We start from the raw sequence: 26,289 nt of genomic DNA on the forward strand, positions 1-26,289 counted from the left end.
CCCCTTCCGTGTCGTCCGCCCGCATCCGCCGGCCCCGGCTGTCCGCCGCCGTCGCCGTCGCCCTCGCCGTCACGGGGACCCTCCTGGCCGCCCCGGCGGCCCTCGCCGCACCGGCCGCGCCGGTGAGCGCCGTCGGGGCGGCCGTCCAGGGCGTCGCCCCCTTCCCGGAGAACGGCACGGTGCTCAGCGCCGGCGAAACCGGCTTCCTCGCGAAGGCCGGCACCTCCCTCGCCCCGTACTTCTGGACGTCGTACGACGGCACCGTCACCGCCCTGCCCGGCGCCCGCCACCTCGGCGCCGACGGGTCCGACACGGTCGTGCAGGACTCCGGCGACGGCACGTACACCCTGCGGGACATGGGGTCGGACGCCGCGCCCGTCGTCATCACCACGCCCGGCAGGCTGGTCGCCGTCGTGGGCACGACGCTCGTGACGCAGGACGCGCAGGGATTCCACCTGGTGAGCCGGGACGGGGACCGGGTCGAGCGCCGCACCGTGACCGGCCTGCCGGGCGGCGAGGCGCGCCTGGGCAGCGCGGTGCCGGGGGCGCTGACGGTGCTGACGGACGGCGGCGCGGACCGCCTCTCCCTGGTGGACACCACGACGGCCTCCGTCGTCACGACCGTCACGGCCCGCAACAGCGTCCTGGGCTTCGAGAACGTCGCCGGGTCGCCGACGCACCTCACCTGGTACGACTACACACCGGCGGACGACGGCGGGTCGTTCCACCTCTACGACCGCGCGACCGGCCGCACCCAGGTCCTGGACCACGTGGGCGGCGGCCAGTCGGTGGCCCTCTCGGAGGACTGGCTGGCGGTCGCGGGCGGCGGGACGCTCGGGCAGGTGGGATGGCCGCTCCTGCTCCGGTCCCTGGCCGACGGCCGGGAGAAGGAGGTCCTCGACCGCGTCGACAACCTGCGGATCGGGGCCGACGGCGCGTTCCTCGTCCAGGGCGTCGACGCGCGCGAGAAGGGCGTCTACCGGATCACGGTCGGCGCGGACGGCGAACCCGCCGCGCGGCTCGTCGCGAGCTCCGGACGCCTGCCGGACCTCACCATGACGCTGGAGGACGTGCCGAAGGTCGTCGACTTCGACGACGAGGACGCCCGCGTGTACCTGTCCTGGGACTTCAACCTCAGCGTGGCGCCCAAGCTCACGCTGACCCACACCGCCACCGGGCGGCAGCGGACCCTCTCGTACGGCATCCACTCCCCCGGACCCAGGTACCGCTTCGTCTGGAACGGCGACGGTCCGTTCACCGGCACGGGTGACTACAGCGGCGAGTACACCTGGAAGATGACGGCCACGGAGACGTCCGACGTCGGCCCGAGCGTCGAGCGGACCGGCACCCTCACGCTCAACCGCCCCGCGACGCCGCGCGACTTCGACGCCAACGGCTTCCCGGACGTCCTCGCCAGGGACGCCTCCGGCGGGCTGTCCGCCTACGAGGCCAAGCAGTTGGGCGACAGGTACGCGGACACGCTGTCCCCGACGCCGCTGGGCACCGGCTGGAACACGTACACGCTGACGGCCTCGCCGTCGGACCGCACGCTCGTCGGCCGGGACCGCGACGGCGTGCTGTGGATGCACCGGAGCGAGGGTCAGAAGCTGCTGCCCCGCACGAAGGTCGGCGGCGGCTGGCAGGTCTACAACAAGATCGTCGGAGGCTCCGACCTCAACGGCGACGGCCGCGGCGACCTCCTCGCCACCGACACCTCCGGCGTCCTGTGGCTCTACACCTCCACCGGCAACACCGCCCGCCCCTTCCACACCCGGAAGAAGGTCGGCGGCGGCTGGCAGGTCTACAACCTCCTCACCGCGCCCGGGAACGTCGCCGGAGCCTCCGGCGGCGACCTCCTCGCCCGCGACAAGGACGGCGTCCTCTGGCTCTACCTCGGCAAGGGCGACGGCACCTTCACCGCCCGCCGCCAGATCGGCGGCGGCTGGCAGAAGTACACCCACCTCGTCCCGGTCGGGACGAACGACGCCGGCGCGGCCGACGTGTACGCGGTCGGCCCGACCGGCCTCGTCGCCTACACCGGCCTCAACAGCACGACCCGCCCCTTCGGCCCGGGCCGCACGCTCACCGCGGACCTCGACCCCACCCGCTTCACGGCCTTCTTCTGACGGGTGCGGGGCACCCGGCGGACGTCACCGACCTGACGTACTCCCCACGGTTTCCGAATAACCACAAACATCCCTACAACCCCACATACCGCTCATGAGTCGGACGGGGAGAGCGGCGTCTCCGCGCCGCTCTCCCCGTCCGACTCACGTGAAGGGCCTGCCCGTTGATGCGTACTTCCCGATCCCGGCGGCGGCTCGTGACGGCCGTCGCCGTCGCGTTCGCCGTGACCGCCGGCGCCGCCGCGGCCCCCGCCCTCGCCACCCCCGCGTCCGCTCCCGCCCTCGCCGTCGCGGCGCCCGCGGCAGCCGGAGAAGCGGAGCAGGACGCGATAGGCATCCGCGCGAGCCTCCTGCGCGGCAGCGGGCCGTCCGGTTTCCTGACCCGGTCGAAGACGACGGTCGACCAGTTCTTCTGGACGCGGTACGCGGACGGCGTCACCGTCACGCTGCCCCGCGGCGAGTACCACGGCTCCGCGCGGAGCGACGTGGTCGTGCGGCGGGCGGAGACGGACCGCTACGCGGTGTACGACATGTCCACGGGAGGCGCGCCCGTCGAGATCGACACCGCGTTCCTCGGCTCGTCCGCGCAGTTCCTCGGGCCCTCCGGGAGGACCCTCGTCTTCCGCACCTCGGACGCCTCGGGCAACGCCACCCTGCACCTGGTCTCCCAGGAGGAGGGCGCCGAGCCCGTCGACCGCACGGTCACCGGACTGCCCGCCGACACCAGGGTCGTCCGCCACAGCCTGTCCTCGCCCGGCGTCCTCGCCCTCCTCCACACCGGTTCGGTCGACGGGGTGTCCCAGACCCGTCTGGGCGTCGTCGACCTGACGTCCGGGAAGCTCGCGGACAGCCGCGTGGTGCCCGCCGGCACCGGCTCCATCAGCGCCTCCGACACCCACGTGGCCTGGGTGGACGGGGCGTACGTGGTGACGGCCCGCCGGGGCGCCACCACCACCGTCCGGACGTCCGTCGGCTGGGGGACCGGACTCCGCGTCGACCTGATGGGCGACTGGGTCACGTACAGCCTGCCCGGCGGGTCGACCGCCACCACGCCGTCCGACCTCCACGCCCTGACGGCCCGCTCCCTCACCGCCGGGAACGCGACCACCGTCAAGCTCCTGGACACCACGCTGACCGCGTACGCGGAGGCGGGCGGCAGCCTGCTGGTCCAGGGCGGGACCGTCGCCCAGGGCGAGGGCGTCTACCGAATCGCCCCGGGCGCCGACGGCAGGCCGGCGGCCACGCTCGTGGCGGACACCGGCGAGTCCACGGCACTGGCGGTGACGGACGAGAAGCTCCCCGGAACCATCGACCTCCGCCTCGACAACGGCGAGCCGCACCTGTCCTGGGGCCTCAACCAGCAGAAGGCGCAGGTGACCCTCAAGATCACCGAGACCGCGACCGGCGCCCACGGCCGGGTCCCGGTCAAGGACGACGACGGGGACGGGACCTACACCGTCTTCTGGAACGGCGAGCTGGACGGCGCGGGCGCCACCAACGGCGCGTACACGTGGACGATGACCGCCCAGCCCGCCAACCGCATCGGGCCCGACCTGATCCGGTCCGGCTCCTTCACCCTGGACAGCGGCCACGGCCCACACGCCTACTCCAACAGCTTCTCCCCCGACCTGCTGACGCGCACCGGCTCGGGCCGGCTCGTCTCCTACGACGTCCGCCGACTCACCGACAACGGCCATTCCGCGCCGGCGAAGGACCACGGCGGCGGCTGGCAGATCTACGACCGGGTGATCGCCACCGGCAACGTGGCGGGGACCACCCACGCCGACGTCCTGGGCCGCGACCGCGCCGGCGTCCTCTGGTTCTACCAGGGCACGGACACCGGCCTCGCCCGCCGGACCCAGGTCGGGGGCGGCTGGCAGGTGTACGACAAGCTCGCCGGAGGCACCGACGTGACGGGCGACGGCCGCGCCGACCTCCTCGCCGCCGACAGGTCCGGCGTCCTCTGGCTCTACCCGGCCACCGGCAACACCGCGCGCCCCTTCGCCACCCGGAAGAAGATCGGCGGCGGCTGGCAGGTCTACGACAAGCTCGTCAGCCTGAACAACGTCGGCGGCGACGGCGCCTCCAGGCTCTTCGCCCGGGACAAGAACGGCGTCCTCTGGGACTACTGGAGCCCGGGCGACGGCACGTTCAAGCCGCGTCGGCAGATCGGCGGCGGCTGGCAGCGGTACAAGGAGATCGTCGGCACCGGCAACGCGGACAGCGACGACCGCTTCGACCTGATCGGCCACGACCCGTCCCACCTCGGCCGGACCCTGCACTTCTACGGCAGCGCCAACGCCTCGCCCACCATGTTCCTCGGCGGCCGGAAGCAGTTGTCCACCCCGCCCGCCCTCGACGACCGGAACACCCTGGTCTTCTGAGCGCCCGGCCGACCCCCCGAACCTGACGCACTCCGGGGATCTTCGCAACGGCGTACAACCCTCCGGGCCCCTCGTGAGTCATGCGGGCGTGGCGTGTCGCGCCACGCCCGCACTCCTGGGGAGAAACGTTCCGTTGAAGCGCCCGCTCACTCTCACCGCCGCCCTTGTCCTCGCCGTGACCGCCGGCGGCCTCACCGCACCGGCGTTCGCCGCCGGGGCGGCACCCGCCTCCGCCGCGGCGGCGGAGGCGGACCAGGAACAGCTCCTTCCGTTGCCCGCCGGCGAGATCGTCGGCGCGGGCGCTACCGGTTACCTCGTCCGCGACGTCACGACGGACACGTACCGCTGGGTGCGGTTCGACACCGGGGCGGTCGTCGAGCTGGACGGCGCGTACGTCCCGTACGTCCAGGGCTCGGACAGCGTCGTCGGCGAGTCGCACTACGGCCCGACCACGGTCCGGGACATGACGACCGGCACGGTCGTCCTCACCGTGGAGAACACCAGGCTGTACCGAGCCCGGGCCTTGGGCGCGGTCGGCTCCACCCTGCTCGTCACCGTCCCCGACGACACGACGGGCCACGAGAGCCTGCACCTCTTCCGCTCGGGTGCGAACGGCACCGCCGTCCGGTCGGTCGCGACCGGGCTGCCCACCGACGCGACCGCGGTCTGGAGCGGGGCGGTGACCGGCACGTCCGTGACCCTCGGCTACGCGTCCGGGGGCAAGCGGTACAGCGCCTCCCTCGACCTCGCCTCGGGCACGGTGACCGGCGCGCGGGTGGTGACGATCCCCGCCGACGCCCTGTACAAGCAGCCCGGGGACGCGTCGGAGACCCTGAAGGCGTGGCTGACGCAGGACGCGTCGGCCAAGGTCCGCCTGGTGCTGCAGGACCGGAAGACCTCCGAGAGCCGCTCCCACGTCCTGGACGACGCGTACGATCCGTCGGTCCACGTCGTCGGCGACTGGGCGCTGTACGCCGACAGCCTGGTGCCCGTGAAACCGTCCGCGCTCCAGGCGCTCCGCGCCCGCTCCTTCTCCGGGACCGAATTCAAGCTGCTCGACACCTTCGCGGCGGCCGTCCGGCAGCCGGACGGCACCCTCCTCGTGCAGGGCGGGACGCTGGAGCGGGGCCAGGGCCTGTTCCGGATCACGACCGCGGCCGACGGGAAGCCCGTCGCGACCATGATCGCCTCCAACGGCGTGCCGGTGAAGCTCGTCCTGACGTCCACGGCGATCCCCTCCGTCATCGACCTCGACAAGAACGGCGGCACGGCGAACCTGGACTGGAAGCTGTCCCGGATCAACGTGGACGTCAAGGTCACCCTGCGCCACCGGCGCACGGGCCGGACCACGACCGCGTTGCTCTCCCCGGCCTACAACGACCACGTCGACCGCAACACCGTCCGCTTCCGCTGGGACGGCTCCTACGGATCCGAGCGCGCCTTCAACGGCGCCTACGACTGGCAGTTCACCGCCACCCCGCTGGACGGGCTCGGCCCCGCGGTCAGCTCCTCCGGCTCCTTCACGGTCACCCGCAAGGTCAACCCGCGCGACCTCAACGACAACGGCTCGCCCGACCTGCTGGTGCGGGACCGCGCGGGCACTCTCACCCGCCTCGACACCTTCCACTTCCCCGCCGAACCGCGGACCTCCGGCAACACCCCCCACACCGTCGGCGGCGGCTGGCAGGTGTACGACCGGATCGAGACGACCGGCAACCTCGGCGGCTCGGCCGTCGGCGACCTCGTCGCCCGCGACCGCACCGGTGTCCTCTGGCTCTACCAGGGCAACGGCCGCGGCGGCTTCCTCGGCCGCGTCCGGGTCGGCGCGGGCTGGCAGGCGTACGACAAGCTCGCCGGCGGCTCCGACCTGACCGGCGACGGCCGCAACGACCTCCTCGCCACCGACAGGTCCGGCGTCCTGTGGCTCTACCCCGGCACCGGCAGCACCACCCGCCCCTTCGCCACCCGCAAGAGGATCGGCGGCGGCTGGGGCGCCTACGACCGCCTCGCCGCCACCGGGAACCTGGCGGGCGGCACGGCCGGCGATCTGGTCGCCCGCGACCGTTCCGGTGTCCTGTGGCTCTACCTCGGCAAGGGCGACGGCACCTTCGCCCCGCGCACGAGGATCGGCGGCGGGTGGAACGCGTACACCGACATCACCGGCGCGGCCGACACGAACGCCGACGGCCGCAACGACCTCGTCGGCATCACCGGCCACGGCGACACCGTCGTCCACAAGGGCACCGGAGCGTGGAAGACCCCCTTCCAGCCGGGCTACGAGGCCAACTACGGCTCCGCGTACGAGCACGACCTCATGTCCTGACCCGACCCCGATGAGGCCCGGATGCACACCGAGCGGTACGGGATCATGCGCGCACAGGCGCTCACGCCCCGGGAGTCCCTGGAGCGCCCGGAGAAATCGCTGGGAGAGCTGTGAGCACCGCGCATCTGGCCTGGCTCAAGAGCAGCTACAGCAGCGGCGAGGGCGTGGAGGTCGCCGTCGCGTTCGTCGGGGTCACCGGGCGGGCGTAGGGCCCTGGTCACGTTTCCGCAGAGCCTCCCTGAGCTTCGGCCAGGGGGGCTCTCCGTCGTTCAGGACGGGGATCACGACGACCGCTCCGGGGGCGAGGGGGTCTCCAGGGCGCCGTGCCAGGGTCGGGCCCGGCGGTGAGGGCGGGAAGAACTCCGGACGACCGCGGGGGCCTTCACACAACCTTCAACCACAGCACTGTAACGACGGCTTGACGGCCGTTCAGATGCTGATCGCACTGGGCTACCCTGTGGCCCATGCAGGGGGAATTGGAAAACGACTCTAATTTGACCGGGAGCGGGGCGATCCCGCTCGACGCGGACGACCCGCGCCGCATCGGCGCCTTCCGCCTGCTCGGCGTGCTCGGCTCCGGCGGCATGGGGCGGGTGTACCTGGGCGCGGTCCCGGGGACGTACGCCGCCGTGAAGCGGGTGCTGCCGGCGCTCGCCGAGGACAAGGACTTCCTGAGCCACTTCGGCCACGAGCTGGACAATCTGGCGCGGCTGCCCGCCGGGGCCAGTACGCGCCTGCTCGCGAGCGACCGGCTCGCGAAGCCGCCGTGGTTCGCCACCGCCTTCATCCCCGGCGTGACGCTCAACGACGCGCTGCGGCTCAACGGCGGGCCGCTGCCCGTGGACGCCCTGTGGCGGCTGCTGCGGGAGGCGGCGGCGGGGCTGCGGACCGTGCACGCCGCCGAGATGGTGCACCGCGACCTCAAGCCGTCCAACGTGATGCTCACCGGCGACGGGCTCTCCCTCATCGACTTCGGGGTGGCGCGGGCCGCCGACCAGAGCCGGCTGACCAAGACCGGCATGATCATCGGCACCCCCGCCTACATGGCGCCCGAACAGGCCGTCGCCGACAAGGTGCTGACCGGCGCCGCGGACGTCTTCGCCCTCGGCAGCCTCGTCCTCTACGCGGCCAATGGACGGCCGCCGTTCGGCGACGGCTCCGGACACGACCTGCTGTACCGGGTGGTGCACGGCGAGCCGGACTTCGGCCGCCTCACGGACGTCGACCCCGACCTCGCCGACCTCGTCCGGACCTGCCTCGCCAAGGACCCCGACGACCGGCCCACCGCCACCGAACTCGTCGGGCACGCGGACGCGCGCGCGGCGGGCGTGGACTGGCCGGAACCGGTCGCCGCGCGGATCGCCGAGCGGACCGCCTTCGCCGCCGGGGCGCCGACGGCCGAGGCGCTGGCGGAGCTGGAGGCCGCCGACCCGTCGGAGGACGTGGCCACGGCGCCGCTGACCCCGCAGACGCCGGCGACCGACCCCGCGTACGTGCTCGCCGGGAAGCCGGCGGGCGGCAGGGAGCGCAAGCGGCGCAACCGGCTCGTCCTGATGGCCGTGCCCGTCGTCGTCACCACCGGTACGACGCTGACGCTGACCCTGGGACCGTACGAGATCGGCAAGGCGGGCGCGGACGGCCGGCCGTCCTCCTCCCCCACCGCCGTGCTCTCCCCGTCGGCGCGGCCGACCTCGGCGGTGCCCGCGGGGAAGCCGTCCACCTCCGCGAAGCCGTCCGCGTACGCCTCGGCGTCCGCGAGCCCCGCGCCGCCCGGGACCCCGCCGCCGGGCGCGCCGCAACCGCCCGCGGGCGGGGGCGGGGGCGGGGGCGGGGCCGCCTCCGGGGGTGGCTCGGTCACCGGCGGCGGAGGCGGCACGTCGACCTCCGGGGGAGGCGGCACGTCCACCTCCGGCGGCTCCTCCAGCACGTCCGGCGGCTCCTCGGGCGGCTCCTCCAGCACGTCGGGCGGCTCCTCCGGGGGCACCACCTCCCGTCCGACGACCACCGCCCCCCGCCCCACCACGACCGCGCCCAAGCCTCCGCCGACCTCCGGCGGGGGCGGTTCCGGCCCCTCGGGGACGTACGCGCTGGAGGAGGGGACGAGCGGGAACTGCCTCGCGGAGTACAAGCAGCCGTACGGGGTCACCACGATCAACGCGGTGGCGTGCGGCAGCCAGCCCGAACTCGCCGGCTACTCCTGGACCTACCGGGCCAACGCGGACGGCTCCTTCCGGCTGGTCAGCCGGAAGTCCGGCCAGTGCCTCCAGCCGAGCAGCGGCGTCGCCGCCACGGTCGCCACCTGCACCGGGGCCGCCACCCAGTCCTGGAAGTTCGCGTCCTCCACGTCCGCCGGGCGCATGCTCAAGAACGTGGGCAGCGACGCCTGCCTGACGTCCAACCCCGGCGGCGTGCTCCTCTTCGCCTGCGGCGGTTCGTTCAGCGCGGGTCAGTACTGGCGCAACATCGGCGCGCTCTAGGCGTCGGCCGTGCGGCCCGGCGCCGTGAACACCGGCACCGCGACGCCGTCGTCGCCGGTGCGGAAGACGACCTCCAGGGCCATGTCCGCCCGGAGGTCGTCCTCCGGCACGTCCACGACCTGCGTCATCATGCGCGGCCCCTCCGCCAGGTCGACGACGGCCGCCACGTACGGCACCCGCTCCCCGAAGGGCGGCAGGTCGTTGCGGTGGACGACGGACCACGTGTAGAGCGTGGCGCGGCCGCTCGCCGGCTCCCAGTCGACGTCCTCGCTCCAGCAGTGCGGGCAGAACTCGCGGGGGTAGTGGTGCGGCCGCGCGCAGGCCCGGCAGCGGCGGAGCAGCAGGCGGCCCTCGGCGGCGGCGTCCCAGTAGGGGCGGGTGAAGGCGTCGATGTCGGGGGTGGCGGTCACAGGAAGAGTCCGATCGCGGAGTCCAGGGACCAGGTCTGCCAGGACAGGGCGAAGAGGGCGACGAGGGAGATCAGCGCCATCATCGCGTTCTGCCCCTGCTCGGCCCAGTCGTGGATCATCAGGACGAGGTAGAGGAGGTTGAGGAGGAGGCCGCCCACGAGGGCGATCGGGGTGAGGAAGCCGCTGACCAGGCCGAGGCCGAGGGCGAGTTCGGCGTAGACGACGACGTGGGCCATCAGCCGGGGGCGGGGGGCGACGACGGCGTCGAAGCCCTTCTTGACCTGCGGCCACCGGTGCTTGCCGGCGACGTCGGCGGCCCAGGCGATGCCCGTGCCGCGCTCGAACCAGCCCTTCTTGTCCTTGTGGCGCCAGCTCTCCAGCCACCACAGGCCGAGGCCGATGCGGAGGACGGCGAGCCATTCGGCGCCGGTGAGCCAGACGGTCTGCATGCGTGGTCCTCCTCGATGGACCTCGATATCTGACGGTACGTCAGTTCAGCGCAGTGCCCCCGCCCTCCGCAAGGGGTCGGGGCACGTGACCGTTTCGCAACCGAAATCCCTTCTCGACCGAGACCCACTGCGTGTACACGTCATTACGCTCAGCAGTCATGGTCACCACCACCCCCCAAGAGCCGGTGTACGTCATCGGCGCCGGCCCCGGCGGGCTCGCGGTCGCCGCCACCCTGCGCGCCCGGGGCGTCCGCGCCGTCGTCCTGGAGAAGTCCGGGTCCGTCGGCACCTCCTGGCGCGGCCACTACGACCGGCTCCGGCTGCACACCACCCGGCGCCTCTCCGCCCTGCCCGGCCTGCGGATACCCCGCGCGTACGGCCGCTGGGTCGCCCGCGCCGACGTGGTCCGCTACCTGGAGGCGTACGCCGAGAAGCACGAGCTGGACGTCGTCACCGGCGTCGAGGTGCACCGGATCGAGCGCGCGCAGGACGGGACCGGGGGCTGGGTGCTGCACGCGACCGGCGGACGGCGGCTGACCGGCCGGGCCGTGGTCGTCGCCACCGGCTTCAACCACACCCCCAGGCTGCCGGACTGGCCGGGCCTCGACACGTACGAGGGGGACCTCGTCCACGCGCGGGAGTACCGGAACCCGGAGGCGTACGCGGGCAGGGACGTCCTCGTCGTCGGCGTCGGCAACACCGGCGCCGAGATCGCCGCCGACCTCGCCGAGGGCGGCGCCGCGCGGGTCCGGATCGCCGTCAGGACCGTCCCGCACATCGTCCGCCGCACCACGGCCGGCTGGCCCGCGCAGCGCACCGGCGTCCTGATCCGGCGCCTCCCGCCCGCCCTGGTCGACCTCCTCGGCACCGGCATGAACCGGCTCGCCGTCCCCGACCTCGCCGCCCACGGCCTGCCCCGCCCCGACACCGGCCTCGCCACGCGCGCGCGTGCCGGGGCGATCCCGGTCCAGGACGTCGGCCTGATCGACGCGGTCCGCACCGGCAAGGTGGAGGTCGTCGCGGCCGTCGAGGCGCTGGAGGGACGCGAGGTGGTCCTCGCCGACGGCACCCGGATCGCCCCGGACGCGGTGATCGCCGCCACCGGCTACCGCCGCGCCCTCGAACCCCTCGTCGGCCACCTCGACGTGCTCGACACCCACGGCCGCCCCCGGGTCAGCGGCCCCCGCTGCCCCCGCCAGGCCCCCGGCCTCTATTTCACGGGCTTCGTCAACCCCATAAGCGGCATGCTGCGCGAACTGTCCCGCGACGCCCACCGCATCTCCCGCCGGATCGCCCGCACGACTCCGGCCCGGGAACGGAAGCGGGGATAGCCCCGGCTCGCGGCAGCCACCCCGCCGGCCCCGCACCCTCGTGCGGGCCCGGCACGCTTCGTCGCGGGCCGTCGCGCCTCTTGCGGGGTCGGCACACTTCCCCGCGGGGCCATCGCGCTTCCCTGCGGGACCGTCGCGCTTCCCTTCGGGCGGCGTGCCCCCGCGCCGACCGGACGCCCCTCCCGGCCGCTCCCACCCCCCCTCCCGCACGGCCGCACCCGCATCACGCCCGACCGCCTCCACCCCCTCCGACCCCGTCGCCCCCGCCCCCTCCCGCCCCGCCGTCCCCACCCCCTCCGAACCGACCGTTCACGCTTCCCCCTCCCCGCCCCATTCCTGACTGAGCGTCAGTTCTGTAATCTGACTAGGCGTCAGGTCACTTGTCCGGGACGCGTCCTGCACGGAAGGGCGGAGCGGAACGATGCTTGGATCGACTCACGGCACCTTCACCACCGGTCTGCGCGCCCGCGTGGACGCCTGCGGGGAATCCCCCCGCACCGCCGTCCACGGGCACGCCGCCGCGCCCGGCGACCGGGACGTCAGCGGGCGGGAGCTGTACGCCGAGGTCCCCGACCTCGACCGGTTCTTCCGGCCCCGGTCCGTCGCCGTCGTCGGGGCTTCCGACGCCGATGGGCGGCCCAACACCGGCATCACGCGGCAGCTGCTCGCCTGGGCCGAGCGGGTCGGCGCGCAGCTCGTACCCGTCCACCCGACCCGCGCCAGCGTCTTCGGCCTCCCCTGCGTGCGGTCGGTCAAGGACCTGGCGGAGCCGGTGGACCTCGCCGTCCTCCTGGTCGCCGACCCCCTGCCGGTCGTCGAGGAGCTGGGCGAGGCCAAGGTGCGGTTCGCCGTCGCCTTCGCGTCCGGCTTCGCCGAGACCGGCGCCGACGGGGCCGCCGCGCAGGAACGGCTCGCCGAGGCCGTGCGCCGCACCGGCATCCGCCTCCTCGGCCCCAACACCAACCTCAACGCCTTCGAGCGCTTCCGCGACGACCTCGAAGGCCCCGCCGTCGCCCTCATCACCCAGTCCGGCCACCAGGGCCGGCCGGTCTTCACGCTCCAGGAGCTGGGCGTCCGGCTCTCCCACTGGGCGCCGACCGGCAACGAGGCGGACCTGGAGACCGCCGACTTCATCTCCTACTTCGCCTCCCTCCCGGAGGTCGGCGCGATCGCCGCGTACGTCGAGGGGCTCAAGGACGGCCGGTCCTTCCTCCTCGCCGCCGACCGCGCCGCCCGCGAGGGCGTGCCCGTGGTCGCCGTGAAGGTCGGCAGGACCGAGACCGGCGCCCGCACCGCCGCCTCCCACACCGGGAAGCTGACCGGCGCGGACCGGGTCGTGGACGCGGCGATGCGGCAGTTCGGGGTGATCCGGGTCGACGGACTCGACCAGCTCCAGGACACCGCGACCCTGCTCGCCCGCGCCCGCAGGCCGCTCGCGGACGGCGTCGTCGTCTACTCGATCTCCGGCGGCACCGGCGCCCACTTCGCCGACCTCGCGACGGCCGCGGGGCTGACCCTGCCCACGCTCCCGCGGGCCAAGCAGGACGAGCTGCACGAGTGGATCCCGGAGTACCTGAACGTCGCCAACCCCGTCGACAACGGCGGCCACCCGGTCGGCGACTGGCGCGGCCGGAAGATCATCGACGCGATCCTCGCCGACCCCTCCGTCGGCGTCCTCATCTGTCCCATCACCGGCCCCTTCCCGCCCATGAGCGACAAGCTCGCCCAGGACCTGGTGGACGCGGCCGAGGCCACCGACAAGCTGGTGTGCGTGGTGTGGGGCTCCCCCGTCGGCACCGAGGACGCCTACCGCACCACCCTCCTCGGCTCCTCGCGCGTCGCCACCTTCCGGACCTTCGCCAACTGCATCGGCGCCGTGAAGGCGTACCTCGACCACCACCGCTTCACCGCCGACTACCGCTCCCCCTTCGACGAGGCCCCCCGCACCCCCTCCCCGTCCTTCCGCAAGGCCCAGGCCCTGATGCGGCCCGGGCAGCGGCTCAGCGAGCACGCCGCCAAGCAGCTGCTGCGCGCGTACGGCATCCGCGTCCCGCGCGAGCAGCTGGTGACGAGCGCGGCGGCGGCCGTCCGGGCCGCCGGGCTCGTCGGCTACCCCGTGGTGATGAAGGCGTCCGGCGGACAGCTCGCCCACAAGACCGAGCTGGGCCTGGTCAAGGTCGGGCTCACCTCGGCGAGCCAGGTCCGCGACGCGTACCGCGACCTCACCGACATCGCCCGCTACGAACAGATCGACCTCGACGGGATCCTGGTCTGCCAGATGGTGGGCAGGGGCGTCGAGATGGTCGTCGGCGTGACCCGCGACGAGCTCTTCGGCCCCACGGTCACGGTGGGCCTCGGCGGGGTCCTGGTGGAGGTCCTGAACGACACCGCCGTACGCGTCCCGCCCTTCGGCGAACGCGAGGCCCGCTCGATGCTGGACGAACTCCGCGGCCGGGCCCTCCTCGACGGGGTGCGCGGCGCGCCGCCGGCCGACGTCGACGCGCTCGTCGAGGTCGTGCTCCGGGTCCAGCGGATGGCCCTCGAACTCGACGGCGACCTCGCCGAACTCGACATCAACCCGCTGATGGTGCTGCCCCGCGGCCAGGGCGCGGTGGCCCTCGACGCGCTGGCCGTCTGCCGATAGGAGCCCGTGCCGTGCCCGACGTCCTCCACGCCCTCGACAACGGCGTCTCGTGGATCACGCTCAACCGTCCCGAGGCGATGAACGCCGTCACCTGGGACCAGCGGGAGCGGATCATCGCCCTGCTGGCCGAGGCGTCCGCGGACCCCGCCGTGCGGGCCGTGGTCGTCACCGCCACCGGGCGCGGCTTCTGCGCGGGCGCGGACCTGCGGGGCTCGCCCCCGGTGGGGGACAGGGTCGCGGGAGACGTGGCGCGCATGATCCGCCAGGGTGCCCAGCGCTTCATCGCCGCCGTCATGGACTGCGAGAAGCCGGTGATCGCGGCGGTGAACGGCACGGCGGCGGGCATCGGCGCGCACCTGGCCTTCGCCTGCGACCTGGTGCTCGCAGCCGAGTCCGCCCGCTTCGTCGAGGTCTTCGCCCGCCGCGGCCTGGTCCCCGACGGAGGCGGCGCGTACCTCCTCCCCCGCCTCATCGGCCCGCAGCGCACGAAGGAGCTGATGTACTTCGGCGACGCCCTCCCGGCGGCGGAGGCGCACGCCATGGGGCTGGTCAACCGGGTCGTCCCGGCCGAGGACCTGCCGAAGACCGCCCGCGCGTGGGCCGAACGCCTCGCCCAGGGCCCCACCCGCGCCCTCGCCCTCACCAAACAGCTGGTCAACGCCTCCCTGGACGCCGACCGCACCACCGCCTTCGCGGCCGAGGCGACGGCCCAGGAGCTGAACATGACGACGAGGGACGCCCAGGAGGGCGTCGCGAGCTTCGTGGAGCGCCGGGAGGCGCGGTACGAGGGGCGGTAAGGGAGGGTGTCACGGCCATTCCCATCTGATGGTCCGTCAGTTTCAATGGCGGACATGATGGGACACGCGGGGATGGCGGCCACCGCCGTCCGACACCTGAGAGCGGCCGGGGCGCCCACGGCCGTCGAACACCTTCCCCGGCCCGCGCTGCGGGCCGTGCGCGAGGACGAGCGGGCGCCGGTGGATCCGGCGGAGTTCCGGCGGGTGCTGGGTCACTTCGCGAGCGGCGTCACCCTCGTGACGACGGTCGACGGGGCCGGCCCCACCGGCTTCGCCTGCCAGTCCTTCGCCTCCCTCTCCCTCGACCCGCCCCTGGTGGCCTTCATGGTCGCCAGGACGTCGACCACCTGGCCCCGCATCGCCGCCGCGGGCACCTTCTGCGTCAACATCCTGGGCGCCGACCAGGGCCCGCTCTGCCGTGCCTTCGCGGTCAGCGGCGCCGACAAGTTCGCGGGCGTGGAGTGGTCCCCCGCTCCCGTCACCGGCGCCCCCCGGCTCCCCGGCAGCCCCGCCTGGATCGACTGCGCGATCACCGCCGTCCACACCGGCGGCGACCACCTGGTCGTCGTCGGCCGCGTCGAGGCCCTGGGCGCGGACGACGGCGACGCGGAGCCGCTGCTGTTCCACCGGGGGCGGTTCGGGCGGTTCAGCGGAGCGTGAGCCCGTCGGTCCTGCCCGGGCGGCGGATCACGAGGGCCATCAGGGCCGCGGCGGCGCAGAGGGCGCCGGAGGCGTACCAGACGGTGTCGTAGGAGCCGAAGACGTCGCGGGCGACCCCGCCGGCGAAGGCGACGACGGCGGCGCCGACCTGGTGGGAGGCGAGGACCCAGCCGAAGACGATGGCGGAGTCCTCGCCGTAGTGCTCGCGGCAGAGGGCGATCGTGGGCGGGACGGTCGCGACCCAGTCCAGGCCGTAGAAGACGATGAAGAAGATCATCGGCGGGTGGACCGCGGGCGCGAGGAGCAGGGGGAGGAAGAGGAGGGAGACGCCGCGCAGGGCGTAGTAGACGGCCAGCAGGCGGCGGGCCTCGAAGCGGTCGGTGAACCAGCCGGAGGCGATCGTGCCGACGACGTCGAAGACGCCGATGACGGCGAGGAGCCCGGCGGCGGCCGTGACCGGCATGCCGTGGTCGTGCGCGGCGGGCACGAAGTGGGTCTTGACCAGGCCGTTCGTGGAGGCGCCGCAGATCGCGAAGGTGCCGGCGAGGAGCCAGAAGGGTCCGGTGCGGGCGGCCTTGAGGAGGACGGTGACCGCGCGGCGGGCCGCGCCCGTGACGGGGGCGGGCTTCTCGGCGTACTCGCCGCCGTAGGGGGCGAGGCCGACGTCCGCCGGGTGGTCGCGGAGCAGCAGCCAGACGAACGGGACGACGGCGATCGCGGCGAGGGAGACCGTCACCGCGGCCGGGCGCCAGCCGTGGTGCTCGACCAGCCAGGACAGGAGCGGCAGGAAGACCAGCTGGCCGGAGGCGCCGGCGGCCGTGAGGATGCCGGTGACGAGCCCGCGGCGGGCGGTGAACCAGCGGTTGGTGACGGTCGCGGCGAAGGCGAGCGCCATGGAGCCGCTGCCGAGGCCGACGAGGATCCCCCAGAAGAGGACGAGCTGCCAGGCCGCCGTCATCCAGACCGTGAGCACGGAGCCGAGCGCGATGACCGTCAGGGCGACGGCGACGACCCGGCGGATGCCGAAGCGGTCCATGAGGGCGGCGGCGAAGGGGGCGGTGAGGCCGTAGAGGGCGAGGTTCACGGAGACCGCGAAGCCGATCGTGCCGCGCGACCAGTCGAACTCGGTGTGGAGCGGTTCGATGAGCAGGCCCGGCAGGGAGGCGAAGGCGGCCGCGCCGATGATCGTGACGAAGGTGACCGCGGCGACGGACCAGGCGCGGTGGACGCGCGGCGTGCGGGGGGTGCGGGCGGGGGCGGGGGGACGGTGCTCCGTTGTCTGGGCCATGCCATCGAGGATCCCGGCCGGACCCCGCCCCCCACCATTGGCCCGACTGCCAGCTTTCCCATGGATCGGGCCAAAGCGGCGGCCGCGCCCGCGCGGCTACCCGACCCGCGGCAGGTTCCTGATCGGCCGGACCGCGAGCAGCGCCGCCACCACCAGGACCGCGATGCCCGCCCCGGTGAGCAGCACCGCCTCCGTGCCCACCAGGCCCGCGACCGGCCCGGACAGCGCCCGCCCGACGCCCATCATCAGCAGCGATCCGGCCACGTCGTAGGCGTGCATGCGGTTCAGGGCCTCCTGCGGGACGTGCGTCTGGACGGACGTCGACCACATGACGAGCCAGTACGCGAAGGCCGTGCCCGCCACGAACTGCCCGGCCGCCAGCACCGGGACCGGCGCGCCGAGGCCGAGGAGCACCAGGTTGACCGGCAGGCCGAGGAGGGCGACGGCGCCGGAGGCGAGGGGGCGGCGGGGGCGGATCCGGAGGGCGAGGAGCCCGCCGAGTGCGCTGCCCGCGCCGTTGACGGCCATCAGCGTGCCGTACACCGCCGAGCCGTGCGCCCCGGTGACCAGGCTCGCGGTGAGCGGCACCATCGGACCGGCGACGGTCAGGCCGTACACGGTCCAGATGGAGATGACCCCCCACAGCCAGCTCCGCGAGCGGAACTCCCGCCAACCGAGGGCCAGTTCGGAGCCGAAGGAGCCGCGCTCCCGGCCGCCGGGGGGCGCGGCCGGGATCCGCATCAGCAGGAAGCAGACGGCGCTGACGGCGAAGGTCGCGGCGTTGGCGGCGAAGGCCGCGCCCGCGTTCCAGGCGGCGACGAGGAGGCCCGCGAGCGCCGGGCCCGCCATCGTCATCAGCGCCTCCACCACCCGCAGGACGGCGTTGGCGCGCTGCACGTCGGGGGCGATGCGCGGGATGGTCGAGGCGACGCCCGGCTGGAAGAGCGCGGCGCCGACGCCGGCGACGACGGAGAGCGAGTAGACGGCCCACAGCGGCGGGCTGCCGACCGCGAAGGCGACGGCGAGCAGCGCGGCGCCGGGCAGTCGCAGCAGGTCGGCGGTGATCATCATGCGGCGGGCGGTGAAGCGGTCGGCGAGGACGCCGCCGAAGAGGACGAAGACGGCGAAGGCGGCGGTCCACAGACCGAGCGCGTAGCCGACGGAGGAGCCGGGCCGGCCGGCGCCGAGGAGGCCCGCGGCGAAGGCGACGGGGACCATCCCCTCGCCCAGGACGGCGGCGGCCCGGGCGGTGAAGAAGAGCCGGAACTCGCGGTTCCAGAGGGCGGGAGGCGCGAGCGGCACGGGAATCAGCGCGTCGGCCTCAGACTTGTACGTGTTGTCCGTCACGGACAGCCAGTGGTACCACCAGGTGGTCTGGACCACCAGTCATTTTCGCTCCGTCCCGACGGGGCTCCGCCTCGACGGGAGGAACACCGTGCCGCACCGGCCGCACCGGGTCGTCGTCCTCGCCCTGCCCGGGCTGCTCCCCTTCGAGCTGGGCATCCCGCACCGGATCTTCGGCCGCGCCAAGGACCCCGGGGGGAGGCCGCTGTACGAGATCGTGACGTGCGCGGTGACCGCCGGCCCCGTGCCGACCGACGCCGACTTCGCCGTGCACGTCGAGCACGGCCCGGAGGCGCTGGCCACGGCGGACACGGTCGTGGTCCCCGCCTCGTACGAACTGGGGCCGGTCTACGAGGAGGGCAGGCTCCCCGGCGAACTGGCCGCCGCCCTCGCGCACATCAGGCCCGGCACCCGGCTGGTCGCGATCTGCACGGGCGGCTACGTCCTCGCCGCCGCCGGCCATCTCGACGGCCGCCCGGCCACCACGCACTGGGCGTCGGCCGACCACTTCCAGCGGCTCTTCCCGAGCGTCCGGGTCGACGCTGACGTCCTCTTCGTCGACGACGGCGACGTGCTCACCTCGGCGGGCGTCGCCGCCGGCATCGACCTCTGCCTGCACATCGTGCGCCGCGACCACGGCACGGCCGTCGCCAACGACGTGGCCCGCCGCACGGTCGTCCCGCCGCACCGGGACGGCGGTCAGGCGCAGTACATCGCCCGTCCCGTCCCGGACGCCTCCGCCCGTGCCACGACCGCCGCCCGCGCCTGGGCGCTCGCCCACCTGCACGAGCCGATCCAGCTGCGGGACCTCGCCGAGCGGGAGGCGATGAGCGTCCGCACCTTCACCCGCCGCTTCCGCGAGGAGGTCGGCATCAGCCCCGGCCAGTGGCTCACCCAGCAGCGCGTGGAGCGGGCCCGCCACCTCCTGGAGACCAGCGACCTGCCCGTCGACCGGGTCGCCCAGGACTGCGGCTTCGGCACCGCCCAGTCGCTGCGCGTCCACCTGATGACCGCGATCGGCGTCACCCCGACCGCCTACCGGCGCACCTTCCGCTTGGGCTTCCCCTTGACGTGACCGTCGTCATCGTCGTCGTCCGAGCCGGTCGGGGAGACCGTCCCGGTCGTGCCGTCGCCGACGGAGTCGGGGTCGATCCGCCAGGCCACCATGCCGCTCGCCCCGGCCGCCCCGGTGATCTCCACGGGCAGTTCCGCCGGGGCGCTCCCGACCCGGTGCCGCAGGGGCGTCCCGTCGCACGTCGCGCTCAGCGGGGCCGTCTCGCCGACGACGACCTTCACCGATCCCGTCCCGACGCAGGCCACGGCGAGCTCGTAGGGCTCCCCGGGCTCCAGCACCGCGCGCACGTGCGCGCCGTCCGCGACCCGTTCGAGCCCGGACTCGACGAACTCCTCGTCGCCGTCGAGGTCCAGGGCCTCCTGGGCCCGCTCGCCCTGCTCGGTCTCCCGCGCGTCCCCGGTCGGGGTCGCCGTCGCGGTCGCCGTCGGCCTCGGCTTCGGCGCGGGGTCGGGCGCCGGCGGCTCCCCGCCGCACCCGGCCAGCAGCAGGGGCACGAGCGCCAGGGGCACGGCCACGGTCACGCGTCGGCGACGGCTCATCAGGGCTTCCTTCACCTCAGGGCGGGGTCCTCGTTCTCCTTCCTCGGACGTGGCGCCCGGGCCTCCCGGTTCCGTACGAGGCTCCGCTCGCCGAGGGCCGCGACGGTGACGAGCAGCAGCGTCAGGCCCACCCCGCACAGGATCGCCGTCGAGGGGGCGACGACCTTCAGCAGCCCGCCCGCGAGGGTGCCGCTCGCGGCGTAACCGGCGCCGACGGCCGCGTACATCATCGAGTACCCGGCGGCCAGCGCCGACGGCGGCAGCACCCGCCGCAGCGCCAGGTTCCGGGTGAGCATGGCGGGCGCCTGGAGCAGACCGGCCGCGACGAGCGCGGCACCGAGCCCGAGGGCGCCCGGCACCACCGCCACCAGCGCCACCCCCGCGGTCACCCCGAGGACGAGCAGGAGCGACTGCGCGGGCAGCGGCCCGGGCCAGTCGGAGCGGAGCCCGTACAGGAAGGATCCGGCGACGGAGCCGATCGAGAATCCGGCGAGCAGCGGGCCCGCCCAGCCGATCGCGATCCCGCGCTGTTCGAGCAGGGCGGGCAGGACCAGCTCGGCGAGCGCGAGGAGCGTCAGGGACGCCGCCCCGAGCACGTACACGGGCCAGGCCGCGAGCAGCGCCCGCCGGTCCGCCCCGTCCTTCTCCTGCTTCTCCGCCGCCCACCCGGTGGGCAGCAGCCACAGTCCGGCGAGCCCGAGCGCCATCAGCGCGCCCTGGAGGAGCAGCGGCACGCCGGGCCCCGCGCCGAGCGCGAGCCCGGTGGTGAGCGCGGGCGCGGCGGCCCAGATCCCGAAGGTCAGCATGGACTCCAGGCTCAGCGCCTGGGTCACGGCCCGCTCGGGCACCATGGCGGTGAGCAGGGCCCGCAGCCCGGCCGAGACGGCGACGGGCCCGGCCCCCGCCAGGACCGCCAGCACCCCCAGGACCACGGGGTGGGCGCCCTGCGCGAGGCCGAGCCCGGTGAACCCGGCGGCCCCCACGCCCAGTCCGGCGGCCATCTGCGGCCGCGCCCGCTCGGCCCGCATCCGCAGTCCGAGGACCGGCGCGGCGACGATCTCCCCGAGCACGTACACGGCGGCGAGCACCGCCCCGAGGCTGTACCCGCCCGGCCGTTCCCGCACCAGGAACACCAGCGCCAGCGGTGCCATCGCGACGGGCAGCCGCGCGACCGTGGTGACGGCGCACCAGGTGAGGACGGGTCGGGTGAGCAGTTCGCGGTACGCCATGCGGGTGACCGTACTGGCGGACCGCCCGGGGAGACGATCGGGTTTCCGGAGGCGGCGGACCGCCCTCGGAGACGACCGGGTTCCCGGAAGCGGGGGACCGCCCCCGAAGCCCGCACGACCGAAGCCACGGCCGCCCCGGAGCCCGCCCGGCCGGAGCCTGAACCCGCCCGCCGGAGCCCGGGCCCGCCCCGAAGACCGCGGCCGCCCCGGAGCCCGCCCGGCCGGAGCCTGAGCCCGCCCCGGAGCCCGACCGGCCGCCCCCTAGAAGACCAGCACCCCCCGGGCCACCTTCCCCGCCTCGGCGTCCTCGCGCGCCCGGGCGAACTCCTCGACCGGGTAGGAGGCGGTGACGAGTTCGTCGAGGAGGAGGGCGCCGGTGCGGTACAGCTCGGCGTAGAGCGGGATGTCCTTCTGCGGGCGGGAGGATCCGTACCGGCAGCCGAGGATGGACTTGTCGAGGAACATCGCGGCGGGCGGGAAGCTCGCCTCCGCCTTGGGCGCGGTCATCCCGAGGAGGACGGCCTGCCCGTGCCGGTCGAGGAGGTCGATCGCGGTCCGCACGAGCCCGGTGTGCCCGACGCACTCGAAGACGTGGTCGGCGCCGGTCGGCAGCACGTCCTTCACGCCGTCCGCGGAGGGCAGGAAGTGGGTGGCCCCGAAGAGCCGGGCCGTCTCCTCCTTGGCCGGGTTGGTGTCCACGGCGACGATCGTGAGCGCGCCGGCGATCCGGGCCCCCTGGATGACGTTGAGGCCGATGCCGCCGGTGCCGATGACGACGACGGTGTCGCCGCGCGCCACCTTCGCCCGGTTCAGTACGGCTCCGACGCCGGTGAGCACGCCGCAGCCGAGGAGCGCGGCGGACGGGAACGGCACGTCCTCGGGGATCTTCACGGCCTGCACGGCCCGGACGACCGTCCGCTCCGCGAAGGAGGAGTTGGAGGCGAACTGGAAGAGCGGCAGGCCCTGCCGCGAGAACGGCCGCCCGGGCATCCCGATGGCCTTGCGGCACATGGTGGGCCGGCCGGCGTCGCAGTCGCCGCAGGCGCCGCAGTTGGCGAGCGTGGAGAGCGCCACGTGGTCGCCGACGGCGACGTGCGTGACCCCCTCCCCCACCCCCTCGACGACCCCGGCGCCCTCGTGCCCGAGCACGACGGGCGGCGGGAACGGGATGGTCCCGTCGATGACGGACAGGTCGCTGTGGCAGAGCCCCGCGGCCCGGATCCCGACCAGCACCTCCCCGGGCCCGGGGTCCCGCACCTCCAGATCCCCGACGACCTCGACGCTCTTCCCGTCGAACACCACACCGCGCATGACGACCCCTCCCTCTCCTGAAAGTCTGAAAGCCCGGCCCGCCGGACTACCGGTTCGGGCGGTCCCCCGCGGCGGCCGCGCGGGCCATCTCCTCCAGCCGGGCCAGCATCGGCATCGGGTCCGTCCCCACCGTCCCCGGCAGGAAGTCCGCGATCCGCTCCGGCGTCCACGCGCCGCCCTCGGCGTATCCGGCCCGCAGCTCGCGCGGCTGCGCCCAGACCGCGATCTTGGGGCCGGCGATCGTGTAGACCTGCCCGGTGATGGACTCGGCGCGGGCCCGCTCGCTGAGCAGGTAGACGACGAGCGCGGCGACGTCCTCCGGTTCGCCGATCTCCTTGAGCTCCATGGGCACGTTGGCGGACATCCGGGTCCGGGCGACGGGCGCGACGGCGTTCGCGGTGACCCCGTACTTGTGCAGGCCGAGGGCCGCGCTGCGCACGAGCGAGATGATCCCGCCCTTGGCCGCCGAGTAGTTGGCCTGGGCCACGGACCCCTGGTGGTTGCCGCTGGTGAAGCCGATGAGCGCTCCGGTCCCCTGCTTGCGCATCACCGCCGAGGCGGCGCGGAAGACGGTGAAGGTGCCCTTGAGGTGGGTGGCGACGACCGGGTCCCACTCCTCCTCGGTCATGTTGAAGAGCATCCGCTCGCGCAGGATGCCCGCCACGCACACGACCCCGTCGATCCGCCCGTACGTCTCCACCGCCACGTCGACGAGCCGCTGCCCGCCGGCCATGGTGGAGATGTCGTCGGCGACGGCCACGGCGGTGCCGCCGGCGGCCTCGATCTCCTTCACGACCTCGGCGGCGATCTCCGAGGTCGGCTCGCCGCCCTCGATGGAGACGCCGTAGTCGTTGACGACGACCTTCGCCCCCTCGGCGGCGCACGCGAGGGCGACGGCGCGGCCGATGCCGCGTCCCGCCCCGGTCACGGCGACGACCTTGCCCGCCAAGAAGTTCCCCATCTCCGGCCCCTTCCCGCAGTTTCTGACGGTCCGTTAGATTCTATGGGTCGTCAGATACCGGAAAACAAGACCCCGGAGGCTCCGATGTCCCTCCCCGCCGCATTCCACGAGATCGCCAAACGCGTGAACAACTGGGGCCGTTGGGGCCAGGACGACGAGATCGGCACGCTCAACCTGATCTCCGGCGAGGTGGTCCGCGAGGCCGCCGCCACCGTCCGCACCGGCCGCCGCGTGCCGCTCGCCGTGGACCTGCGGCAGGACGGCGTGCAGACCGGCATGATCCCGGGCCGGGTCAATCCGCTGCACGTCATGGTCCAGGTCAACCAGGAGCTGTTCGGCCCCGGCACGGTCGCCACCAGCGACGACGCCGTGACCCTGGGCCTGCAGGCCGGCACCCACTGGGACGCGCTCACGCACGCCTCGCACTCGGGCCGCATCTACAACGGCCGCCCGGCCGACACCATCACTCCGCACGGCCGCGCCGCCTTCAGCGGCATCCACACGGCCCGGCACGTGGTGAGCCGGGGGGTGCTGCTGGACGTGGCGGCGGCGAAGGGCGTGGACCGGCTGCCCGGCGACCACGCGGTGACCCCGGAGGACCTGGACGAGGCGGCGGAGTTCGGGCGGGTGACGGTCCGGGCCGGCGACGTCGTCCTCGTACGGACCGGGCAGATCCAGCTGTACCTGGCCGGGGACCGGCACGGGTACGCGTTCCCCTCGCCGGGGCTGTCGATCCGCACGCCCGAGTGGTTCCACGCACGGGACGTGGCGGCCGTCGCCAACGACACCCTCACCTTCGAGATCTTCCCGCCGGAGATCGAGGACCTGTGGCTGGGCGTGCACGCGCTCGACCTGGTCGAGATGGGGATGCTTCAGGGCCAGAACTGGAATCTGGAGGAGTTGTCCACAGCCTGTGCACAAGAAGAGCGCTACGCCTTCCTGCTCTCCGCGATGCCGGAACCCTTCGTCGGCGGCACGGGCACACCGGTGGCACCGGTCGCGATCTTCTGATCAGCCCCACGGGCACGACCGGCCAAGCGGGTTCGGAGGCCACGCGGACTCACGAGCGCGGAGACCCATGGACCCGACAGGCCACGGCGGGCACCTCGGCACAGACACAGGCACAGGCGCCTCAGGGCTCACGGGCGGCGGCGCGCCCGCGCGCGCCCCGAGCACGGCACGGAGCGCCGCCACCCGGCCACGACCCGCACCTGCCGAGGGCACACGGCCCTCGGCTCCCCTCACCACGAATCGCTCACCCCAGGGTGGGCAAAACGGAACGAAGCGTCAACAGTGCACCCGTCCGGGTGAGCCGACACCCTCCCCCGGCGCTGACGCCCCGGGCGTGCGGTCGACCTCGCACCAGATGCTCTTCCCCGCCCCTTCGGGCTGCCAGCCCCACCGGTCGGCGAGGCCGTCCACCAGCTCCAGGCCGCGCCCGTTGGTGTCCTCGCCGGCGGCGTGCCGGGGCCGGGGCGGCCGGTCGCTGCTGTCGGCGACCTCGACGCGCACCCCGCCCTCCGCAGCGAAGAGCATCCGCAGCACGGCCGGGCACCCGGTGTGCACCACCGCGTTGGTCACGAGCTCGGAGATGAGCAGCACCAGCGTCTCCGCCAGCGGCTCGTCGTCCCCTATCCCGGATCCGGCCAGCCGTTTCCGGGCCCACCTGCGCGCACGCCCCACCTCCGCCGGGTCCGGCCCGACCTCCAACTGAACCTGAAGCACCTGCACCGTTCACACCATCCGAACCGGCGGACACACCTTTACGGAACGTGATTCCCTTGTGAGACAGCATGGTTGACGTACAGTCACCGCAACAAGCGCTTCGGGCATATTCCAGCGCGAAGGAGTACGCGTGGTCCATACTGTGCGACGCACGCGGCGGGGAGTCGAACGCGGGGCGCGACCCGGGCTCACAAGCACTCGCATCCCACGGAGAGTACCGGAGCGGAAGGCCGACTCCGGCCCGTGACGACCCCCCGAAGGACACAACCCGATATCGACATTCCGCCCCGCCCCGCCGGGAATTCGAACACGCTCCGTCACCAGTTCGGGGCCGGGGTCCCGGGTTCAGAGCGCGGCGGCCACCTCCTCCGCCGCCCGCCCCGCCGGCAGCACCAGCGCGGCCCGCACCCACGCCCGTTTCAGGTGGAGATGGACGTCCGCCTCCCAGGTGAAGCCCATCCCGCCGTGCACCTGGAGGCAGTCCCGCGCGTTCGCCACGGCCGCCTCGTCGGCGAGCAGCTTCGCCCCCGCGGTCTCGACGGCGTCGCCGGTGACGGCGGCGGCCCACACCGCGGCCCGCGCCAGCTCGGTCCGCACCAGCATCCCCGCGCAGAGGTGCTTCACCGCCTGGAAGCCCCCGATCACCTGCCCGAACTGCTCCCGCTGCCGCGCGTACGCCACGGCGGCGTCGGTGCACCAGGCGGCGGTCCCGACCTGCTCGGCGGCGGTCAGCAGCACCGTCACGGACTCCGCCGCTCCCCCGGCGCCGGGGACCCGGTGCAGGGGCGTGAGCGGATCGACCGACCGCACGGGTACGGCTCCGGCCGCGTCGCCCCGCACCACGTCGGCCGCGTCCCGCCAGGGGAGCAGCCCCTCGGGCGAGACCTCCGTGACGACCGCCGTCCCCTCCGCGGCGCCCGGCACGGCCCCCGCCGCCACGTGGGTGGCGACCAGCGGCCCCGGCAGCAGCGCCCGGCCCGCCTCCTCGAAGACGAGCACCGCCTCGGGCAGCCCGAGCCCCACCCCGCCCTCGTCCTCCGGGAGGCGCAGCGCGAAGAACCCGGCCTCGCCGAGCTCCTTCCAGAGCCCCCGGTCCAGTCCCCCGCCGCCGTCCACGGCCGCCCGCAGGGCCTCCCGCCCGAACCGTCCGGCGAGCAGCTCCCGTACGCCCCGCCTGAGGTCCGTCTGGTCCCGACTCAACCGGAAGTCCACGCCC

Annotated in this window: 21 protein-coding genes and 1 pseudogene; 12 read left to right on the forward strand and 10 right to left on the reverse strand. The window is 74.2% G+C overall.

Annotated elements, in window-relative coordinates; genetic code table 11:
- Positions 1-8 precede the first annotated feature (8 nt).
- From IE321_RS16850 to IE321_RS16870, 6 genes and pseudogenes are all read left to right on the forward strand, one after another.
- On the forward strand, positions 9-2,126 hold the full coding sequence (locus tag IE321_RS16850) for a hypothetical protein (RefSeq protein ID WP_190223498.1): 2,118 nt from the start codon (positions 9-11) through the stop codon (positions 2,124-2,126).
- A gap of 167 nt (positions 2,127-2,293) precedes the next feature.
- Positions 2,294-4,510 (forward strand): hypothetical protein, encoded by a 2,217-nt coding sequence (locus IE321_RS16855; protein WP_190223499.1) that lies wholly within the window; start codon positions 2,294-2,296, stop codon positions 4,508-4,510.
- A gap of 133 nt (positions 4,511-4,643) precedes the next feature.
- The gene (locus IE321_RS16860) at positions 4,644-6,833 is read left to right on the forward strand and encodes an FG-GAP repeat domain-containing protein (protein ID WP_190223500.1); all 2,190 of its coding nucleotides are present in this window, start codon (positions 4,644-4,646) and stop codon (positions 6,831-6,833) included.
- A 3-nt stretch (positions 6,834-6,836) separates the two neighbouring features.
- A pseudogene (locus IE321_RS41985) lies at positions 6,837-6,947 on the forward strand (transcriptional regulator); the annotation flags it as partial.
- The gene (locus tag IE321_RS43200) at positions 6,944-7,042 is read left to right on the forward strand and encodes a DUF397 domain-containing protein (protein ID WP_190223501.1); all 99 of its coding nucleotides are present in this window, start codon (positions 6,944-6,946) and stop codon (positions 7,040-7,042) included. The pseudogene IE321_RS41985 and the gene IE321_RS43200, both read left to right, overlap by 4 nt.
- Before the next feature lie 285 nt (positions 7,043-7,327).
- Positions 7,328-9,310, forward strand: coding sequence for a serine/threonine-protein kinase (locus IE321_RS16870; RefSeq protein WP_229916426.1), 1,983 nt, complete (start codon positions 7,328-7,330; stop codon positions 9,308-9,310).
- Here the strand turns inward: IE321_RS16870 and IE321_RS16875 are convergent.
- On the reverse strand, positions 9,307-9,720 hold the full coding sequence (locus tag IE321_RS16875) for a Zn-ribbon domain-containing OB-fold protein (RefSeq protein ID WP_043227812.1): 414 nt from the start codon (positions 9,718-9,720) through the stop codon (positions 9,307-9,309). The genes IE321_RS16870 and IE321_RS16875 overlap by 4 nt on opposite strands.
- Positions 9,717-10,169 (reverse strand): DoxX family membrane protein, encoded by a 453-nt coding sequence (locus IE321_RS16880; protein ID WP_043227814.1) that lies wholly within the window; start codon positions 10,167-10,169, stop codon positions 9,717-9,719. The genes IE321_RS16875 and IE321_RS16880 overlap by 4 nt, the downstream gene beginning before the upstream one ends.
- Positions 10,170-10,327: 158 nt before the next feature.
- On the opposite strand from IE321_RS16880, the gene IE321_RS16885 reads away from it, so the two are divergent.
- The 4 genes from IE321_RS16885 (at position 10,328) to IE321_RS16900 (ending at position 15,601) form a co-directional block, all read left to right on the forward strand.
- Complete coding sequence (locus IE321_RS16885; RefSeq protein WP_190223502.1) at positions 10,328-11,500, forward strand: flavin-containing monooxygenase; 1,173 nt, start codon at positions 10,328-10,330, stop codon at positions 11,498-11,500.
- A gap of 421 nt (positions 11,501-11,921) precedes the next feature.
- Positions 11,922-14,144: an acetate--CoA ligase family protein gene (locus tag IE321_RS16890; RefSeq protein ID WP_190223503.1), complete on the forward strand. Its 2,223-nt coding sequence runs from the start codon at positions 11,922-11,924 to the stop codon at positions 14,142-14,144.
- Between the two features lie 77 nt (positions 14,145-14,221).
- On the forward strand, positions 14,222-14,941 hold the full coding sequence (locus IE321_RS16895) for an enoyl-CoA hydratase/isomerase family protein (RefSeq protein WP_229916428.1): 720 nt from the start codon (positions 14,222-14,224) through the stop codon (positions 14,939-14,941).
- 54 nt (positions 14,942-14,995) lie between these two features.
- Complete coding sequence (locus tag IE321_RS16900; protein WP_190223504.1) at positions 14,996-15,601, forward strand: flavin reductase family protein; 606 nt, start codon at positions 14,996-14,998, stop codon at positions 15,599-15,601.
- Here the strand turns inward: IE321_RS16900 and IE321_RS16905 are convergent.
- Together IE321_RS16905 and IE321_RS16910 are read right to left on the reverse strand one after the other, a co-directional pair.
- On the reverse strand, positions 15,588-16,889 hold the full coding sequence (locus IE321_RS16905; RefSeq protein ID WP_043230312.1) for an MFS transporter: 1,302 nt from the start codon (positions 16,887-16,889) through the stop codon (positions 15,588-15,590). The genes IE321_RS16900 and IE321_RS16905 overlap by 14 nt on opposite strands.
- 96 nt (positions 16,890-16,985) lie before the next feature.
- Positions 16,986-18,200, reverse strand: a complete 1,215-nt coding sequence (locus IE321_RS16910; RefSeq protein ID WP_226651464.1) for an MFS transporter — start codon at positions 18,198-18,200, stop codon at positions 16,986-16,988.
- A 124-nt stretch (positions 18,201-18,324) separates the two neighbouring features.
- Between IE321_RS16910 and IE321_RS16915 the strand changes: the two genes are divergently transcribed.
- The gene (locus tag IE321_RS16915; protein ID WP_043230313.1) at positions 18,325-19,308 is read left to right on the forward strand and encodes a GlxA family transcriptional regulator; all 984 of its coding nucleotides are present in this window, start codon (positions 18,325-18,327) and stop codon (positions 19,306-19,308) included.
- On the opposite strand, the gene IE321_RS16920 is transcribed toward IE321_RS16915, so the two are convergent.
- The 4 genes from IE321_RS16920 to IE321_RS16935 all read right to left on the reverse strand — a co-directional run bounded on the left by IE321_RS16920 (position 19,269) and on the right by IE321_RS16935 (position 23,348).
- Positions 19,269-19,847: a DUF6023 family protein gene (locus tag IE321_RS16920; RefSeq protein ID WP_190223505.1), complete on the reverse strand. Its 579-nt coding sequence runs from the start codon at positions 19,845-19,847 to the stop codon at positions 19,269-19,271. The two genes, IE321_RS16915 and IE321_RS16920, sit on opposite strands and share 40 nt — an antisense overlap.
- 11 nt (positions 19,848-19,858) lie before the next feature.
- Complete coding sequence (locus tag IE321_RS16925) at positions 19,859-21,076, reverse strand: MFS transporter (protein WP_226651271.1); 1,218 nt, start codon at positions 21,074-21,076, stop codon at positions 19,859-19,861.
- 261 nt (positions 21,077-21,337) lie between these two features.
- The gene (locus IE321_RS16930) at positions 21,338-22,387 is read right to left on the reverse strand and encodes an alcohol dehydrogenase catalytic domain-containing protein (protein ID WP_190223506.1); all 1,050 of its coding nucleotides are present in this window, start codon (positions 22,385-22,387) and stop codon (positions 21,338-21,340) included.
- Positions 22,388-22,433: 46 nt separating this feature from the next.
- The gene (locus IE321_RS16935) at positions 22,434-23,348 is read right to left on the reverse strand and encodes an SDR family oxidoreductase (protein WP_043230315.1); all 915 of its coding nucleotides are present in this window, start codon (positions 23,346-23,348) and stop codon (positions 22,434-22,436) included.
- Positions 23,349-23,432: 84 nt separating this feature from the next.
- On the opposite strand from IE321_RS16935, the gene IE321_RS16940 reads away from it, so the two are divergent.
- Positions 23,433-24,359, forward strand: a complete 927-nt coding sequence (locus tag IE321_RS16940) for a cyclase family protein (RefSeq protein WP_190223507.1) — start codon at positions 23,433-23,435, stop codon at positions 24,357-24,359.
- A gap of 276 nt (positions 24,360-24,635) precedes the next feature.
- Here IE321_RS16940 and IE321_RS16945 read toward each other — a convergent pair whose 3' ends face one another.
- Positions 24,636-25,079 (reverse strand): ATP-binding protein, encoded by a 444-nt coding sequence (locus tag IE321_RS16945; RefSeq protein WP_190223508.1) that lies wholly within the window; start codon positions 25,077-25,079, stop codon positions 24,636-24,638.
- A 339-nt stretch (positions 25,080-25,418) separates the two neighbouring features.
- Positions 25,419-26,285, reverse strand: a complete 867-nt coding sequence (locus tag IE321_RS16950; protein ID WP_190223509.1) for an acyl-CoA dehydrogenase family protein — start codon at positions 26,283-26,285, stop codon at positions 25,419-25,421.
- Positions 26,286-26,289 lie beyond the last annotated feature (4 nt).

The sequence above is a fragment of the Streptomyces hydrogenans genome, assembly GCF_014656075.1.
Classification (GTDB): domain Bacteria; phylum Actinomycetota; class Actinomycetes; order Streptomycetales; family Streptomycetaceae; genus Streptomyces; species Streptomyces hydrogenans.

Coding starts and splice junctions, on each gene's coding strand:
- IE321_RS16855 (WP_190223499.1), top strand. CDS start 2,294: ATGCGTACTTCCCGATCCCGGCGGCGGCTCGTGACGGCCGTCGCCGTC.
- IE321_RS16880 (WP_043227814.1), bottom strand. CDS start 10,169: ATGCAGACCGTCTGGCTCACCGGCGCCGAATGGCTCGCCGTCCTCCGC.
- IE321_RS16885 (WP_190223502.1), top strand. CDS start 10,328: ATGGTCACCACCACCCCCCAAGAGCCGGTGTACGTCATCGGCGCCGGC.
- IE321_RS16890 (WP_190223503.1), top strand. CDS start 11,922: ATGCTTGGATCGACTCACGGCACCTTCACCACCGGTCTGCGCGCCCGC.
- IE321_RS16895 (WP_229916428.1), top strand. CDS start 14,222: ATGAACGCCGTCACCTGGGACCAGCGGGAGCGGATCATCGCCCTGCTG.
- IE321_RS16900 (WP_190223504.1), top strand. CDS start 14,996: ATGATGGGACACGCGGGGATGGCGGCCACCGCCGTCCGACACCTGAGA.
- IE321_RS16905 (WP_043230312.1), bottom strand. CDS start 16,889: ATGGCCCAGACAACGGAGCACCGTCCCCCCGCCCCCGCCCGCACCCCC.
- IE321_RS16920 (WP_190223505.1), bottom strand. CDS start 19,847: ATGAGCCGTCGCCGACGCGTGACCGTGGCCGTGCCCCTGGCGCTCGTG.
- IE321_RS16925 (WP_226651271.1), bottom strand. CDS start 21,076: ATGGCGTACCGCGAACTGCTCACCCGACCCGTCCTCACCTGGTGCGCC.
- IE321_RS16930 (WP_190223506.1), bottom strand. CDS start 22,387: ATGCGCGGTGTGGTGTTCGACGGGAAGAGCGTCGAGGTCGTCGGGGAT.
- IE321_RS16935 (WP_043230315.1), bottom strand. CDS start 23,348: ATGGGGAACTTCTTGGCGGGCAAGGTCGTCGCCGTGACCGGGGCGGGA.
- IE321_RS16940 (WP_190223507.1), top strand. CDS start 23,433: ATGTCCCTCCCCGCCGCATTCCACGAGATCGCCAAACGCGTGAACAAC.